Below are 15,685 nucleotides of genomic sequence, written 5' to 3' on the forward strand. Positions count from 1 at the left end.
TATAACGATCGGACCTCGGTTGGCTAAAGTGCCGCTCACACCCATGCGTGCCTGCCGTCGATCCCGCGCGTCGGCTCATATGCTCCCCGGGTGTTTCACGCGATTCGACGTCCCCTGATCTTGGTCGCCGCGGCGGCGCTGACGTGGTTGGCGGCGACCCCGTTGGCTCCCCGCGTGACCGCGGCGGCCGCGCTTCCCCGGCCCGCGCACATCGTAATTGTGGTGGAGGAGAACCGTTCTGAAGGACACATCATCGGCCACCCGCAGAACCCGTTCATCAACGCCCTTGCCAGCCACGGCGCCAATATGGTCGCGTCGTTCGCCGAAACGCATCCGAGCGAACCGAACTACTTGGCGCTCTTTGCCGGCAATACCTTTGGGGTGACCAAGGATTCGTGCCCGATCAACGCCGGCAACGCGCCCAACCTGGGATCCGAATTGCTCGGTGCCGGCTACACGTTCATCGGCTACTCCGAGGACCTACCCGCCGTCGGCTCGCCCGTGTGCAGCGCCGGCAAGTACGCGCGCAAGCATGTGCCGTGGGCCAACTTCACCAACGTGCCGCCCACGAGTTCGGTGCCGTTCTCCGCGTTTCCGCAAGGGAACTACGAAAGCCTGCCGACGGTGTCGTTCGTCATCCCCAACAACGACAACAACATGCACGACGGCTCGATCGCCCAGGGCGACGCCTGGCTGAATCGCCAGCTGTCGGGCTACGCCAACTGGGCGATCGCCAACAACAGCCTGCTGATCGTGACCTGGGATGAGGACGACGGCGGCAAGAACAACCAGATCCCGACGATCATCTACGGCGCGCACGTCCAACCGGGCAACTACAGCGAGCAGATGAGCCACTACAACCTGCTGTCCACGATCGAGCAGATGTACGCGTTGCCCAAGACGGGCAACGCGGCCAACGCTCCGGCGATCGCCAGCATCTGGGCGGGATAGGCCCGCTTCCCCGGCCGTCGCTATTCTGTGCCGCATGGCTGCTGACCTCGTACCCATCCGGCTAAGCGTGTCCGACGGTGACCGCTACACGGTGTGGGCACCGCGCTGGCGCGACTCAGGCGACGAGTGGGAGGCGTTCCTGGGCAACGAGGACGACCTGTACGTCTTCGAGAGCGTCGCCGATCTCGTCGCGTTCGTGCGATCCGGCGCCGAGAACGACCTCACCGACCACCCGGCATGGAAGGAGCTGACCACGGCGCACGCGCACAGCTTCGAACCCGCCGAGGCCAAGCAATTCGACCTGGTCGCGGTCGAGGAGCTGGTGGCCGAGAAGCCGACCGAGGAGTCGGTGGCGGCGCTGGCCGGCGCCCTGGCGATCGTGTCGTCGATCGGATCGGTGTGTGAGCTGACGGCGGTGTCGAAGTTCTTCAACGGCAACCCCAGCCTCGGCACCGTCTCCGGCGGAATCGACCACTTCACCGGCAAAGCCGGCGCCAAGCGCTGGAATTCGATCGGCGAGGTGATCGGGCGCAGCTGGGACGACGTGCTCGGCGCGATCGAGGAGATCATCAGCACTCCCGAGGTCGACGAGGCCGCGTCGGAGAAAGCCGCCGCGGAACTGGCCGAAGAACGCCCCGAAGAATCCGAGGACGAGCTCGACGGTGAGGCCGTCGATGAGTCCGAGGACGAGTCCGACGACGAGGCGACCGAAGCCGAAGACGAGGTCGACGAGGAAGACGACGACGAGGACCGCGCGCCCGGCGACACCGTCGTACTCGGCAGCGACGAGGACTTCTGGGCGGAGGTGGGTATCGACCCGGTTCGCATCATGACGAATTCGGGCACGTTCTACACACTGCGCTGCTACCTGGACGACCGCCCGATCTTCCTAGGCCGCAACGGGCGCATCAGTGTGTTCACCTCCGAGCGGAGCCTGGCTCGCTACCTGGCCGACGAGCACGACCACGACCTATCCGATCTGAGCACCTACGACGACATCCGGACCGCCGCGACCGATGGCTCGCTGGCCGTGGAGGTCACCGACGAGAACATCTACGTGCTGTCCGGGCTGGCCGAAGACTTTGCCGACGGACCCGACGCCGTGGATCGTGAGCAACTCGACCTGGCCGTCGAACTGCTCCGTGATATCGGTGACTACTCCGAGGAAACCACCGTCGACAAGGCTTTGGAACCGGGCAACCCGCTGGGCAAGCTCATCGCTCATGTGTTGGAGCCCGGCTCGGTGAGCAAGCCCGCGTCGCCGTATTCGGCGGCGGTGCGGGAATGGGAGGAACTGGAGAAGTTCGTCGATTCGCGCCTCCGACGTGAATAGGCCGCGATTAGCGTTCGTTTGACGGGTCCGTGCGTCTCCTCTTTACTGGCGTGTGTCGCTTCCCGTGATTGGACCATTGCCGCTCTACGGATTTCAGCGTCCTTGGCTGTTGCTGTTCGGGCTGATCCCGCTGGCCCTGCTGGCCGTGTACGTCGTCGTCCAGGCCCGGCGCCGACACCGCCTGCGCCGCTATACCGACGCCGAGGTGCCGCAGTCGCTGTGGCGGCATCTGCCGATAGCCGTATCGCTGCTCAGCCTGGCGCTGCTGACCATCGCGTTGGCTACCCCCACCCACGACATGCGCATACCGCGCAACCGCGCCGTCGTGATGCTGGTGATCGACATGTCGCAGTCGATGCGGGCGACCGACGTCGAACCCGATCGCCTGCGCGCCGCCGAGCAAGCCGCCGGCAAGTTCGCCGCTCAACTGACGCCAGGCATCAACCTCGGGCTGGTCGGGTTCGCGGGCACGCCGTATCTGCTGGTGCCGCCCACACCCCAGCACCAGGCCACCATCGATGCCCTGCCGAAGCTGCAATTCGGCGACGGCACGGCGACCGGCGAAGCCATCTTCACCGCCCTGCACGCGATCGACGCGAGCAACACGACCGGCGGGGACACCCCGCCGCCGGCCCGCATCGTGCTGCTGTCCGACGGCGGTGAGAACAGGCCGACCGATCCCGGCGATCCGCATGACGGCGTCTACACGGCGTCGCGGCTGGCCAAGGATCAGGGCGTGCCCATCTCGACGATCTCGTTCGGCACCAAGAGCGGCAGCATCACCCTGGACGGGGCTCAGGTGAATGTCCCCGTGTCGACCGACCAGATGAAGAAGATCGCGCAGCTGGCCGGCGGGCAGGCCTACATGGCAACCAACCTCGACGAGCTCGTCAAGGACTACCAGGCCATCCAGCAGGAGATCGGGTATCGCACCGTGCCCGGGCCCGGCGGGGCCGGGTGGTTGCGCCTCGGGGTGCTCACCGCGTTGATCGCCACGGTGCTGGCGCTGGTGATCAACAGGCGTTTGCCTACTTAGCAGCTCAGGCGGGCAGCCTGCGGTTGAGGAACAGGCCGGCGAGTACGGCGCCGGCCATCACGACGGAGCCGAGCAGCATCCAGGCCAGGCTGGCATCGCCCTTGACGGTCTCGTAGCCGATCTGGCGCTGCAGCGTCCCGTAGACCTCCTTCAGCGACGCCAGGCTGTCGGCATGGAAGGCCTGACCGTCGGTGATCTTGGTGATCTCCTGCAGGGTCTGATCGTCGACCGGAACCGGAATCGTCGCGCCCTGATAGACGACGGTGCCGTCGGGCGTCCCGAAGGAGATCGTCGATATCTGGACGCCCTCGGCCTTGGCCGCGCGGGCCGCGGTGAACGCGCCCTGCGGGGCGTTCGGGTCCAGCGGCACGTTCTCGGCGCCGTCGGACTCCAGCACGATGCGCGCCGGCGGCGGGCCGTCGCCGCCGCCCATCACCGCACCGACCGTCGCGATCGCCTGCAGCGCGGTGAAGATGCCCTCGCCGGTGGCGGTTTTCGGCGCCGCTTGCAGGCCGTCGATCGCCGCCTTGACGGCCCCGCGGTTCGTCGTCGGCGAAACCAACAGGGTCGCGTTGGCCGCGAACGCCACCAACCCCAAGTTGATCGCCGGGGTCAACTCGTCGGCGAATTGCTTACCGGCCTCCTGCGCGGCGGCCAGCCGGTTAGGGGCCACGTCGGTGGCGGCCATCGACTCCGAGACGTCGATGACCAACATCACCACCGCGCGGTTGAGCGGAATTCGCACATCGGTCGTCGGCCCCGCCATCGCCGTCGTCAGCAGCACCAGCGACACCGCGAGCAGGATGGTCGGGATGTGGCGCCACCGGGACAGCCGCGCCGGCGCGACGCGCTCCAGCACTTCCATGTTGGCAAACCGCAGCACGCGTCGCCGCCGGGCGAATTGCTGCAGGACGTAAAGCCCTATCACCAGCAGCACGGCCAGCAGCAGCAGGAAGAACCATCCGTGCTGAAAACCCGTGAGCGACACCGGACCCAGCAGCGGCAACTTCATGCCACGTCACATTACGTGGCGGCGCAGCGACCCCGCTCAACCAGCGACTTACCCCGCCACGAGGTCGCGCCGCTGGGTGAATTTGATGTCGAGACTGCGCAGGTGGGTCTGCAGCCCGGCGTCCTGAACGGGAATCAGATGAGCGGGCTGATCGGTCTCGTTGAAGTGGGCGTGCCACATGCCCGGCGGAGTGGTGAACGCCCCGCCGGCCTGCCAGTCCACCCGGATCGGGTCGACGATGTTGCCGCGCTCGTCGAGGCGCGTACCCAGCAGTGAGTGGCAGCCGGCCGGCGGGGCATCGAGAATGAGATCCAATGCGACCGACTGGTGCCGGTGCGGACGCTGCTCCTGGTTGGGGGGCAGCACGCCGAACATGGCCCACAGGACGTGGGTGATGGTCAGCGTCTGCTCCTGGTTCTCGTTGGCCAGCAGCACGCTCACCCGGCTCTTGTCGTTGGCACCGGGACGCGAGGCGATCTCCTCGAGCTTGGCCACCGCGTCGGTGCGGCAGAACTTGGTCGCGGAGAACCTCGGCTCACGCGCCTCGGCGCCCAGGTAGCGCAGTAGCGGCTCGTCGTGCACCCAGTACATGGCCGCCTCGGAGTCGGCGTAGAACACCGAGCGGGCGCCCGCGGGCAGGGTCAAGAAGTCACCCTTCTCCCACTTGACCAGCTGGCCGTTGACCGCGGCGAAGCCGTGCCCGAACAGCACGTAATACAGCTGCGAGGTGGCGTTGGGGCTGGTGTCGATCTGCTCGCCGGCGCGGATGCGCACGAAGTTGGCCAGCAGCGCGGGGCTGGTCGCCGCGCCGGTGATGCCCAGGTCCGGCGACAGATCCAGGGGCACGATGCCGGTCGGCTGATCCATGCAGACGTCGGGTCCGAACTGGGTAACCGGCACCTGCGGCGCATATCCCGACCCGATCGGATTGGCGGCCTTGGAGTACTCGAAATAGCGGGCCTCGTCGGCCCAGTCGGCGAAACGGCCCTCGAATCCGTACTCGGCAACATTGGTCATCGGCGCGGGAATTGTCGGGTCCAAGTTCACGGACATTGCGCATCTCCTTAAAGCTTAAGTACGTCTTGTGTTTGAATCGTATCTATCTTGTATCTCAGTGCCAATTCCGGCTCCGGTATGGTCATGGACACACGTGAGATACGACTGAGCTACAAGGGGGTGCTATGGCGGTAAAGGGCGCACGGCCGGCCAAGGACCGCGCGCTGGAGTATGTCAAGACCCAGGTGCTCACCGGGGCGTTTCCCGGCGGAAAGCTGATCAGCGAGGGCGACATCGCCACCGCGCTGGGGATGTCGCGGACCCCGGTGCGCGAGGCCTTCCTGCGCATGGAGGCCGAGGGCCTGCTGCGGCTGTATCCGCAACGCGGGGCGCTCGTCGTCCCGGTCTCCCCCGACGAGGTCCGCTCGGTCATCGAGGCCCGGCTGGTGCTGGAGCACTACGCGGCCCGCAAGGTGGTCGGTCGTGGGCCCGCCGTGTGTGCGGCCGTGTTCGAGCGGTTGTCGGCCGAGCTGGGCCGGCAACGCGACACCGCGTCCGCGAGCGACTGGCGGGCATTCCTCGACTCCGACCGGGCCTTCCACGCCATCACCCTCGACGAGTCGCAGAACGCGATCTTGTCCGGCTTCTACTCGACGTTGCGCGATCGTCAGATGCGGATGATCGGCGAATCGGCGCAGCGCGAGCCGGATCGGGTCGCGACGATCCTGCACGAACACCTCGCGATCGCCGAGGCACTGCGCGACGGTGATCTGACCCGAGCGCAGCACGCCGTGCAGACCCACCTCGCCAGCACCGTGCGGGCGATTGGTCTCGCCGTCGACGAATCGTTGATCTGACACTCGGTCGACACGTTCTTCTGCACGCCCAAAACCGTCCAAACCCGAGGCCTGGCGTGCTAAAAATCCCTATTGGGTCAACCTCGTCGGGTGGGGGTTCAACCATTAGCTCGTGCTTACTGGGTCCTCGAAAGGCAACGACGCCATGGACTTCGGGTTACTCATGCCGGAAATCAACTCCGGCCGGATGTATGCCGGACCCGGGTCCGGGCCGATGCTGGCCGCCGCGGCGGCCTGGGATGAACTAGCCGCCCAGCTGGAATCGGCTGCCAGCGGCTACTTTTCGGAAGTCTCGGGTTTGACGGGCCAGACCTGGTTCGGCCCGTCGTCGATGCGAATGGCCGCCGCCGCCACACCGTATGTGGCATGGCTGCAGGCATCCGCCGCGCAGGCCGCCGCGACGTCGGCTCAGGCCTATGCGGCGGCCGCGGCCTACGAGGCGGCCTTTGCGATGACGGTGCCTCCGCCGGTGATCGCTGCCAACCGGGCCCAGCTGATGGCGCTCGTCGCGACCAACTTCTTTGGGCAGAACACCCCTGCGATCGCGGCGACCGAAGCCCAGTACGGCGAGATGTGGGTGCAAGACGCCACCGCCATGTACACCTACGCCGCCGACTCGATGACCGTGAGCACCCTGACGCCGTACGACGAGCCGCCGCAGACCACCAACCCGTCCGGGCAGGCCGATCAGGCCCGCGCGATGGCCCAGAGCGCGGGCAATCTCACCAGCGCCCGTACCCAATCCCTGGTGCAGCAGGTTTCGACCGACACCACCGGGCCCGGCGGCATCGACTACACGCCGGTCGGCGACGCCGACCCCCCGATTCCCCCCGGAACGTCGGCCAATGTGCCGCCGCTGAGCATCATCTCCGTCGGGACCAACAGCCACATGATCGTCGACGCCGGCTCGGTCACCATGGCACCCACTGGCGTCGCCGGTTTCGTCGAAGTCACGGCCCAGAGCGGTTCGACCATCACTCTCAACTCCAGCAGCGTCTTTACGGCCGGCGGGGTGGTCCCGCAGTGGGTAAACGTGGCCACCGGCGCCAACGTGAGCGGCGTCGTAAACGTCGGCGTTGGAGAAAGTCTCACTCTTACCCCCAAATTTGCCGCCGGGGCCTTTGGCTTCATCAACTCGGGCTCCGTCACGCTCGGTCCGGGAACCGGCCTAATCACGGTGAACGACACCGCCGTCGGCTTTGCCGGCCTCTCCGGCGCGACCCTCACCAACGCCGCGGGCAGCGTCTCCTACAGCGCCCCGGCACCCGCGTTGGCCACGGCGGCCAGCTCCCCCGGCCTGGCCGGAACCGCCGGAATCCAGCCTCAACTCAACGCCGAGGGCCTTGCGGACTGGGCCCGCCGCGTTGTTGCCCCCGCGGAAGAAGTCGCCGCGGCGGCCGCTTTGGGGTAAGCACGAACCATGAAGCACTGCATCGTCGGCGGATTCGCGGCCATGCTGATGGCCGGCGGGCTGATCGCCGCGGCGCCCCCGGCCAGCGCCGGCTGCCAGTACGGCGGAGCGATCATCAGTAAGTGCGACGGACCCATCCAGCCTGACGGCACCTGGCAGCGTTGCGTGGTCACGAAGAACTTGGTGGCCAACGGCGCCAGTTCCTTCTTCGTGCCCGAGCGGACCTGCAACGTGATGGGCCCCGGAGGATTTGACCCGCACATCGACGACTGAGGTTGTCGGAGTCGCTCGCTATACTCGAACACATGTTCGATGCGTCGCAGTTGCTGAACCGGATCGGGGATGCGGCGCGCGAGGAAGCTCGGGCCGCCGCGGCCCGGCTGCTCGCGATCGGCGAGCTGTTCAGGCTGCGGGAGGCACAGCACGGCGACCGCGCGGAATGGGCGGCCGATACCTCCGACGAGGTGGCCGCGGAGGTCGCCGCCAAGCTTGGCACCAGCGTGGCGATGGGCCACAGCAACCTGCGGTATGCCCGCGCCATGCAGGAACGGCTTCCGGCTGTGGCGGCGGTTTTTCAGAATGGCGACATCGACTTCCGCCTTTTCCGCACCATCGTGTTTCGCACCGACCTGATCGTCGACCCGGAGGCCCTTGCCGCCGTGGATGGCCAGCTGGCCGTCAAAGCGCCGCGCTGGCCGTCGATGACCAGCTGGAAGCTCGCGACTGAGGTCGATCGCGTGGTCGCCAGGATCGACCGCGATGCGGTGCGCCGTGCGCGCGAGTACGCGGCGGACCGCTATTTCAAGGTCAGCCCAATGGAAGCGGGCACGGCGCTGATCAACGGCACAGTTTTCGGGACGACGGGCCAAGCGCTCGATCGCCGGCTCGACGAACTCGCGCGGACAGTTTGCGACGACGATCCACGCACGATCGAGCAGCGCCGTGCCGACGCGTTGGGTGCGCTGGCGGCAGGTCAGGACCGACTGCCGTGCGGATGCGACGGCGCCGACTGCCCGGCCGGTTCCGCGCCCCGCCAACCCAATTCCGTGGTGATTCACGTGGTCGCCGACCGCGCCACCGTGGACGGGTCCGGTGCGGCTCCGGGATTTCTGTACGGCGATAGCATCATTCCTGCCGAGCTTGTCCGCGAGCTGACGAAAATAGCTAAGCTGCAACCGATTACGGTACCGTCTGCACCGGAGCGGGGTTACATTCCTTCTCGAGCGCTGACCGACTTCGTGCGGGCCCGCGACCTCACCTGCCGGGCCCCGGGCTGCGACCGCCCCGCCACCGAATGCGATGTCGACCACACCGTGCCGTACGGCGACGGCGGCGCCACCCACCCGTCGAACCTGAAATGCCTGTGTCGAAAACATCACCTGCTCAAGACTTTTTGGGGCTGGCATGACCAGCAGCTGGCCGACGGCACCGTGATCTGGACACTGCCCGGCGGGCAGACCCACGTCACCACACCCGGCAGCGCACTGCTCTTCCCCGCCCGGTGCGTCAGCGGGGATCCGCCGCCGACCGCGCCGATGCTAGACATTCAGTGCGACAACCGCGAAACGATGATGCCGACCCGTACCCACACTCGCGCGCAGAACCGCGCCGCTCGCATCGCCACCGAACGCCGGCACAACCGAGCCGCCCGGGAATCCCGAAAAACGGTGGGAATACGTCCGCGTCGGCCCGTCCGACGACGACGAACCGCCGCCGTTCTAGCCGATCAGCACCGCGTAGCGCGGCTTGATCACCTCGTCGATGATCGCGAGCCGCTCGTCGAACGGGATGAATGCCGACTTCATCGCGTTGATGGTGAACCGCTCGAGGTCACTCCACCCGTAGCCGAATGCCTCTACCAGCCGGTGCATTTCGAGGCTCATCGTGGTGTCGCTCATCAGGCGGTTGTCGGTGTTGACGGTGACTCGGAACCGTGCGCGGGCCAGCAGATCGAACGGGTGGTCGGCGATGCTCTTGACGGCGCCGGTCTGCACGTTCGAGCTCGGACACAGTTCCAGCGGAATCCGCTTGTCGCGCAAGATCGATGCCAGCCTGCCCAGCTCGACGCCGCCGCCCTCGACGATCTGGATATCGTCGACGATTCGCACCCCGTGGCCGAGCCGGTCGGCGGCACAGAACGCGATCGCCTCGTGGATGGACGGCAGCCCGAACGCCTCTCCCGCATGAATAGTGAATCGCGCATTGTGATCTCGCATGTATTCGAATGCATCCAAGTGACGAGTCGGCGGGTAGCCGGCCTCGGCACCGGCGATGTCGAACCCGACAACTCCCTTGTCCCGGAAGCGAATTGCCAGCTCGGCGATCTCCCGCGACATCGCGGCGTGACGCATCGCGGTGACCAGAAGACGTACCACGATCGGACGCCCGGCCGCGGCGGCGGCCTTCTCCCCCGCGGCGAAGCCCTCCAGCACGGCATCGACGATCTCGTCGAAGGACAGCCCGCGGTCGATGTGCAGCTCGGGCGCGAAACGGATCTCGGCGTACACCACGGAGTCGGCGGCCAGATCCTCGACGCACTCGTAGCCGACGCGGAACAGCGCCTCGGGCGTCTGTATCACCGCCACGGTGTGCGAGAACGGCTCCAGGTAGCGCTCCAACGAACCGCTGTGCGACCGGGTACGAAACCAGGTGGCCAGCTCGTCGGCATCCGTGGCGGGCAGTTCGTCGTAGCCGATCTCGCCCGCGATCTCCAGCACGGTCGACGGGCGCAACCCCCCGTCGAGGTGGTCGTGCAGCAGCGCCTTCGGCGCCTTCTGGATCTGCCCCAATTCCAGTGGGGCACTCACGACGCGACCCCGATGATCAGCGGCCGCGGTGCCGGCGCCGTGTCGCCCACCCTCCAGCCCCGGTCCAACTCGGCCATCGCGGCGACGAAGCGTTCGGGGCTGTCGCTGTAGAGGGTGAACAACGGCTCGCCGGCCGCCACCGGCTCCCCCGGACGCCGGTGAATCCTGACGCCGGCGCCGGGTTGCACCCGCCCACCCGGGCGTGATCGGCCCGCGCCGAGTCGCCAAGCTGCTAGCCCCACTGCCATAGCGTCGATGTTTCCCATTGTGCCGCTCCGCGTCGCGATCACGGTCTCCGAATGCGAACCGATTGCCAACGGTACCGACAAGTCGCCGCCCTGAGCCGCGACCAGCCGGCGAAAGCGGTCCATCGCGGTGCCGTCGCGCAGCGTCTGGATGGGATCGCGGCCGTCGATCCCGGCCAGCTCGAGCATCTCGACGGCCAGCCGCACCGTCAGCTCCACGACGTCGGGTGGCCCGCCACCGGCCAGCACCTCGAGCGCCTCGGCAACCTCGAGCGCATTGCCGACCGTGGCGCCCAGCGGGGAGTCCATACCCGTCAGCACCGCACGCGTCGGCACGCCGTACGCCGCGCCCAACCCGACCATGGTTTCGGCCAATTCGCGACACTGCACCTCTGAGGCCATCAACGCCCCGTCACCGACTTTCACATCGAGCACCAGCGCGCCGATACCCTCGGCCAGTTTCTTGCTCATGATCGAGCTGGCGATCAACGGCAAGGAGTCGACCGTGGCGGTGATGTCGCGCAGTCCATAGAGCTTCTTGTCGGCGGGCGCCAGCTCGCCGGCGGCGAAGATCGCCGCCCCGATATCGCAAAGTTGTTGGCGCACTTGCTGCTTGGAGATTTCCACACTGAAGCCCGCGATCGATTCCAGCTTGTCCAGGGTGCCGCCGGTATGGCCCAGCCCGCGGCCCGAGACCTTGGGCACCGCGCCGCCACAGGCGGCGACGACGGGCACCAACACCAGCGTGGTCTTATCGCCGACCCCGCCGGTCGAATGCTTGTCCACGGTGGCCAACGGCTTACCGTCACGCCGCAGATCGCTGAAATCAAGCCGGTCGCCCGACGCCAGCATCGCCGCCGTCCACCTGACGATCTCGCCGTGATCCATGCCGCGCCAGAAGATCGCCATCAACAGCGCCGCCATCTGTTCCTCGGCCACCCGCCCATCGGTATACGCGTCGATCACCCAGTCGATCGCGGCATCGGACAACCGAGTCCCATCGCGCTTGGTCCTGATGACCGTCGGGGCGTCGAATGCGAAGTCGGTCAACGACGTTCCCGGGCGAGATCATCGGCATCGAAAGGATCGGGCAGCAGTTCCTCGAGGCGGCGGGGACCGGCCGGATGCGCGATCAGCAGGTCGCGCCCGCCGTGCTCGAGCAGGACCTGGCGGCAGCGCCCGCACGGCATCAACAGCGCCCCCTGTGAGTCAACGCACACCAGGGCAACCAACCGGCCCCCACCGGTCGCACGCAGGGCAGACACCACACCGCATTCGGCACAGAGACCAAGGCCATATGAGACATTCTCCACATTGCAGCCGGTGACCACGCGACCGTCGTCCACCAAAGCCGCCGCACCCACCGGGAATCGCGAATATGGGGCATAAGCTCCCGCTGCCGCCTGTATTGCTTTGTCCCGCAGCAAATTCCAATCAATACCCGGCATACCGCAACCCCAATCACCGATGGGCTCAGTCCAAAAAGCCACCCTAACCCCGGCACGAAACCGCCGTTGGTGAATGGTGTCGGCTGGTTCCGGACGCATCGTTGCCGGGCTAAGCTCGGTTGCCCGGCTTTAGTTTCGCGGATCACATAAGGACCGGTTTGAGCACTGAGACCACCGAGCCATCACGCAAGCGGCGGCCACCACGGACCCTGTATCGGGGAGATCCGGGCATGTGGTCGTGGGTGCTGCATCGGATCACCGGCGCGACGATCTTCTTCTTCCTGTTCGTGCACGTCCTCGATACCGCCCTGGTCCGGGTGAGCCCGCAGACCTACAACGAAGTGATCGCGACCTACAAGACGCCGATCGTCGGCCTGATGGAGTTCGGCTTGGTCGCGGCCGTGGGATTCCACGCGCTCAACGGGATCCGGATCATCTTGATCGACTTCTGGTCGGAAGGGCCCCGCCACCAGAAGACGATGTTGTGGGTCATCGCCGTCGTCTATCTGTTGGTCATGGTGCCCGCGGCGGTGACCATCGGCATTCACATGATGGAGCACTTCCGATGAGCAGCCCCGACCTCCAGCTGGGCCGCGGCGACGTCGCGCCGGTTCTGCAGCGCAGCCACGACCGCCCGCCCAGCCTGGACAATCCGCGTTCACCGCGACGGCGCTCCGGCATCCCCAACTTCGAGAAATTCGCGTGGCTGTTCATGCGGTTTTCCGGCGTCGCGTTGGTGTTTCTGGCGATCGGACACCTGTTCATCATGCTGATGTGGGAAAACGGCGTGTACCGCATCGACTTCAACTACGTCGCGCAGCGCTGGGCGTCGCCGTTTTGGCAATTCTGGGACCTATCGCTGCTGTGGCTGGCGCAATTGCACGGCGGCAACGGTTTGCGCACCATCATCGACGACTACAGCCGGAAAAACAGCACCCGGTTCTGGCTGAACAGCCTGCTGCTTTTGTCGATGGGATTCACCTTGGTGCTGGGCACCTATGTGTTGATGACGTTCAACCCCGATGTCGGAGGCTGACGCATGATCCAGCATCACAAATACGACGTCGTGATCGTCGGCGCGGGCGGCGCCGGGATGCGTGCGGCCGTCGAGGCCGGCCCCCGAGTGCGCACCGCGGTGCTGACCAAGCTCTACCCCACCCGCAGCCACACCGGCGCCGCGCAGGGCGGCATGTGCGCCGCGCTGGCCAACGTCGAGGACGACAACTGGGAGTGGCACACCTTCGACACCGTCAAGGGCGGTGACTATCTCGCGGACCAGGACGCCGTCGAGATCATGTGCAAGGAAGCCATCGACGCGGTGCTCGACCTGGAGAAGATGGGGATGCCGTTCAACCGCACCCCCGAGGGCCGAATCGACCAGCGCCGCTTCGGCGGTCACACCCGCGACCACGGCAAGGCCCCGGTGCGCCGGGCCTGCTACGCGGCGGACCGCACCGGCCATATGATCCTGCAGACGCTCTACCAAAACTGCGTCCGCCACGACGTGCAGTTCTTCAACGAGTTCTACGCGCTCGACCTGGTGCTCACCCAGACGCCGAGCGGTCCGGTGGCCACCGGCGTGGTCGCCTACGAGCTGGCCACCGGACGCATCCACGTCTTCCACGCCAAGGCCGTCGTGCTCGCGACCGGCGGCTCGGGCCGCATGTACAAGACCACCTCCAACGCGCACACGCTGACCGGCGACGGCATCGGCATCGTGTTCCGCAAGGGACTTCCGTTGGAGGACATGGAGTTTCACCAGTTCCACCCGACGGGCCTGGCCGGGCTGGGCATCCTGATCTCCGAGGCGGTGCGTGGCGAGGGCGGCCGGTTGCTCAACGGCGAGGGTGAGCGCTTCATGGAGCGCTACGCGCCCACGATCGTCGACCTGGCGCCCCGCGACATCGTCGCCCGCTCGATGGTGCTGGAGGTTCTGGAGGGCCGCGGCGCCGGCCCGCACAAGGATTACGTCTACATCGACGTCCGTCACCTGGGCGAGGACGTGCTGGAATCCAAGCTGCCCGACATCACCGAGTTCGCCCGCACCTATCTGGGCGTGGACCCGGTCAAGGAGCTGGTGCCGGTCTACCCCACCTGTCACTACGTGATGGGCGGCATTCCCACCACGGTCACCGGACAAGTGTTGCGGGACAATACATCTACCGTCCCCGGCCTGTACGCGGCCGGCGAGTGCGCGTGCGTGTCCGTGCACGGCGCGAACCGGCTGGGCACCAACTCGCTGCTGGACATCAACGTCTTCGGCCGCCGCGCCGGCATCGCCGCGTCGGGCTACGCCCAGAGCCACGACTTCGTCGACATGCCACCGGAACCCGAGGCGATGGTGGTCGGCTGGGTGGCCGACATTCTGTCCGAGCACGGCAACGAGCGCGTCGCCGATATCCGCGGCGCCCTGCAGCAGACGATGGACAACAACGCCGCGGTGTTCCGCACCGAGGAAACCCTCAAGCAGGCGCTCACCGACATCCACGCGCTCAAGGAGCGCTACTCCCGAATCACCGTGCACGACAAGGGGAAGCGTTTCAACAGCGACCTGCTGGAAGCCATCGAGCTGGGCTTCCTGCTGGAGCTGGCCGAAGTCACCGTCGTCGGGGCCCTGAATCGCAAGGAGTCTCGCGGCGGCCACGCCCGGGAGGATTACCCGAACCGGGACGACGTCAACTACATGCGCCACACGATGGCCTACAAGCAGGGCAGCGAGCTGCTGAGTGACATCGCGCTCGACTTCAAACCCGTCGTGCAGACGCGCTACGAACCCAAGGAGCGTAAGTACTGATGTCTGAAGAGGTTGGGGAACCGCCCCTGCCGCGGGTCCCGGACGGCGCGGTGATGGTGACGCTCAAGATTGCCCGGTTCAATCCGGACGATCCGGATGCGTTCGCGAAAACCGGTGGCTAGCAAAGCTTTCGGGTCCCCTGCCTGCCGAGCGACCGGTTGCTCAACCTGCTGATCTACATCAAGGGCTACCTGGATGGCACGTTGACGTTCCGGCGATCCTGCGCGCACGGCGTGTGCGGGTCGGACGCGATGCGGATCAACGGTGTCAACCGGCTGGCCTGCAAGGTGCTGATGCGCGACCTGCTGCCAAAAAAACCTGGCAAGTCGCTCACCATCACGGTCGAACCGATCCGCGGGCTGCCGGTGGAGAAGGACCTGGTGGTCGACATGGAGCCCTTCTTCGACGCCTACCGCGCGGTGAAGCCATACCTGATCACCAGCGGCAACCCGCCGACCCGGGAGCGGATCCAAAGCCCGACCGACCGGGCCCGCTACGACGACACCACCAAGTGCATCCTGTGTGCGTGCTGCACCACCAGCTGCCCGGTGTTCTGGAGCGAGGGCACCTACTTCGGCCCCGCCGCGATCGTCAACGCCCATCGCTTCATCTTCGACAGTCGCGACGAGGCCGCCGGCGAGCGCCTCGACATCCTCAACGAGGTCGACGGCGTCTGGCGCTGCCGCACCACGTTCAACTGCACGGAGTCCTGCCCGCGCGGCATTCAGGTCACCAAGGCGATCCAAGAGGTCAAGCGCGCGCTGATGTTCTCGCGTTGATTCCGCGCCCGGCAAG

At 66.6% G+C, this 15,685-nt stretch carries 14 protein-coding genes and 2 pseudogenes; 11 read left to right on the forward strand and 5 right to left on the reverse strand.

All coding sequences use genetic code 11. The annotated features are described in order from the left end of the window. The first annotated feature begins 120 nt into the window (after nt 1-120). Genes G6N54_RS12665 through G6N54_RS12675 form a run of 3 tightly spaced genes read left to right on the forward strand, consistent with a single transcriptional unit; the run spans nt 121 to nt 3,320 of the window. A complete protein-coding gene (locus tag G6N54_RS12665; protein ID WP_163794703.1) occupies nt 121-951 on the forward strand; it encodes an alkaline phosphatase family protein in 831 nt (276 codons plus the stop codon). Between the two features lie 34 nt (nt 952-985). Beyond that, complete coding sequence (satS, locus tag G6N54_RS12670) at nt 986-2,284, forward strand: protein export chaperone SatS (protein ID WP_163790450.1); 1,299 nt, start codon at nt 986-988, stop codon at nt 2,282-2,284. A 52-nt stretch (nt 2,285-2,336) separates the two neighbouring features. Then, a complete protein-coding gene (locus tag G6N54_RS12675; RefSeq protein WP_163790451.1) occupies nt 2,337-3,320 on the forward strand; it encodes a VWA domain-containing protein in 984 nt (327 codons plus the stop codon). Between the two features lie 4 nt (nt 3,321-3,324). On the opposite strand, the gene G6N54_RS12680 is transcribed toward G6N54_RS12675, so the two are convergent. Both G6N54_RS12680 and G6N54_RS12685 read right to left on the reverse strand, forming a co-directional pair. Next, complete coding sequence (locus tag G6N54_RS12680) at nt 3,325-4,332, reverse strand: VWA domain-containing protein (protein ID WP_163790452.1); 1,008 nt, start codon at nt 4,330-4,332, stop codon at nt 3,325-3,327. A 48-nt stretch (nt 4,333-4,380) separates the two neighbouring features. Continuing rightward, on the reverse strand, nt 4,381-5,385 hold the full coding sequence (locus G6N54_RS12685) for a cupin domain-containing protein (protein ID WP_163790453.1): 1,005 nt from the start codon (nt 5,383-5,385) through the stop codon (nt 4,381-4,383). Between the two features lie 128 nt (nt 5,386-5,513). On the opposite strand from G6N54_RS12685, the gene G6N54_RS12690 reads away from it, so the two are divergent. The 4 genes and pseudogenes from G6N54_RS12690 to G6N54_RS30505 form a co-directional block, all read left to right on the forward strand. Further along, complete coding sequence (locus tag G6N54_RS12690) at nt 5,514-6,185, forward strand: GntR family transcriptional regulator (RefSeq protein WP_163790454.1); 672 nt, start codon at nt 5,514-5,516, stop codon at nt 6,183-6,185. A gap of 145 nt (nt 6,186-6,330) precedes the next feature. Next, nucleotides 6,331-7,596 carry a PPE family protein gene (locus tag G6N54_RS31090; protein WP_269475888.1) on the forward strand — a complete coding sequence of 422 codons (1,266 nt, stop codon included), beginning with the start codon at nt 6,331-6,333 and terminating at the stop codon, nt 7,594-7,596. A 9-nt stretch (nt 7,597-7,605) separates the two neighbouring features. Next, the gene (locus G6N54_RS12700; protein ID WP_163790455.1) at nt 7,606-7,869 is read left to right on the forward strand and encodes a CDGP domain-containing protein; all 264 of its coding nucleotides are present in this window, start codon (nt 7,606-7,608) and stop codon (nt 7,867-7,869) included. Between the two features lie 32 nt (nt 7,870-7,901). Next, nucleotides 7,902-8,789: pseudogene (locus G6N54_RS30505) on the forward strand (13E12 repeat family protein); the annotation flags it as partial. A gap of 525 nt (nt 8,790-9,314) precedes the next feature. Here G6N54_RS30505 and G6N54_RS12710 read toward each other — a convergent pair. From G6N54_RS12710 to G6N54_RS12720, 3 genes are read right to left on the reverse strand one after another with little or no spacing between them, the layout of a single operon-like run. Then, nucleotides 9,315-10,403 carry an adenosine deaminase gene (locus tag G6N54_RS12710; protein ID WP_163790456.1) on the reverse strand — a complete coding sequence of 363 codons (1,089 nt, stop codon included), beginning with the start codon at nt 10,401-10,403 and terminating at the stop codon, nt 9,315-9,317. Next, entirely contained in the window at nt 10,400-11,698 is a 1,299-nt protein-coding gene (locus G6N54_RS12715) for a thymidine phosphorylase (RefSeq protein ID WP_163790457.1), read from the reverse strand. The genes G6N54_RS12710 and G6N54_RS12715 overlap by 4 nt, the downstream gene beginning before the upstream one ends. Further along, complete coding sequence (locus G6N54_RS12720; RefSeq protein WP_163790458.1) at nt 11,695-12,096, reverse strand: cytidine deaminase; 402 nt, start codon at nt 12,094-12,096, stop codon at nt 11,695-11,697. The genes G6N54_RS12715 and G6N54_RS12720 overlap by 4 nt, the downstream gene beginning before the upstream one ends. Before the next feature lie 230 nt (nt 12,097-12,326). Here G6N54_RS12720 and sdhC point away from each other — a divergent pair, with 230 nt between their 5' ends. The 4 genes and pseudogenes from sdhC to G6N54_RS12740 all read left to right on the forward strand — a co-directional run bounded on the left by sdhC (nt 12,327) and on the right by G6N54_RS12740 (nt 15,669). Next, nucleotides 12,327-12,665, forward strand: a complete 339-nt coding sequence (gene sdhC / locus G6N54_RS12725) for a succinate dehydrogenase, cytochrome b556 subunit (RefSeq protein WP_232073771.1) — start codon at nt 12,327-12,329, stop codon at nt 12,663-12,665. Next, nucleotides 12,662-13,132 carry a succinate dehydrogenase hydrophobic membrane anchor subunit gene (locus G6N54_RS12730; RefSeq protein WP_163790460.1) on the forward strand — a complete coding sequence of 157 codons (471 nt, stop codon included), beginning with the start codon at nt 12,662-12,664 and terminating at the stop codon, nt 13,130-13,132. The genes sdhC and G6N54_RS12730 overlap by 4 nt, the downstream gene beginning before the upstream one ends. A gap of 3 nt (nt 13,133-13,135) precedes the next feature. Beyond that, nucleotides 13,136-14,890, forward strand: coding sequence for a succinate dehydrogenase flavoprotein subunit (gene sdhA, locus G6N54_RS12735; protein ID WP_163790461.1), 1,755 nt, complete (start codon nt 13,136-13,138; stop codon nt 14,888-14,890). Further along, a pseudogene (locus G6N54_RS12740) lies at nt 14,890-15,669 on the forward strand (succinate dehydrogenase iron-sulfur subunit). Before sdhA ends, G6N54_RS12740 begins: the two are co-directional and overlap by 1 nt. The last annotated feature ends 16 nt before the right edge of the window (nt 15,670-15,685 follow it).

The organism is Mycobacterium stomatepiae (assembly GCF_010731715.1).
In the GTDB taxonomy this organism is placed as follows: domain Bacteria; phylum Actinomycetota; class Actinomycetes; order Mycobacteriales; family Mycobacteriaceae; genus Mycobacterium; species Mycobacterium stomatepiae.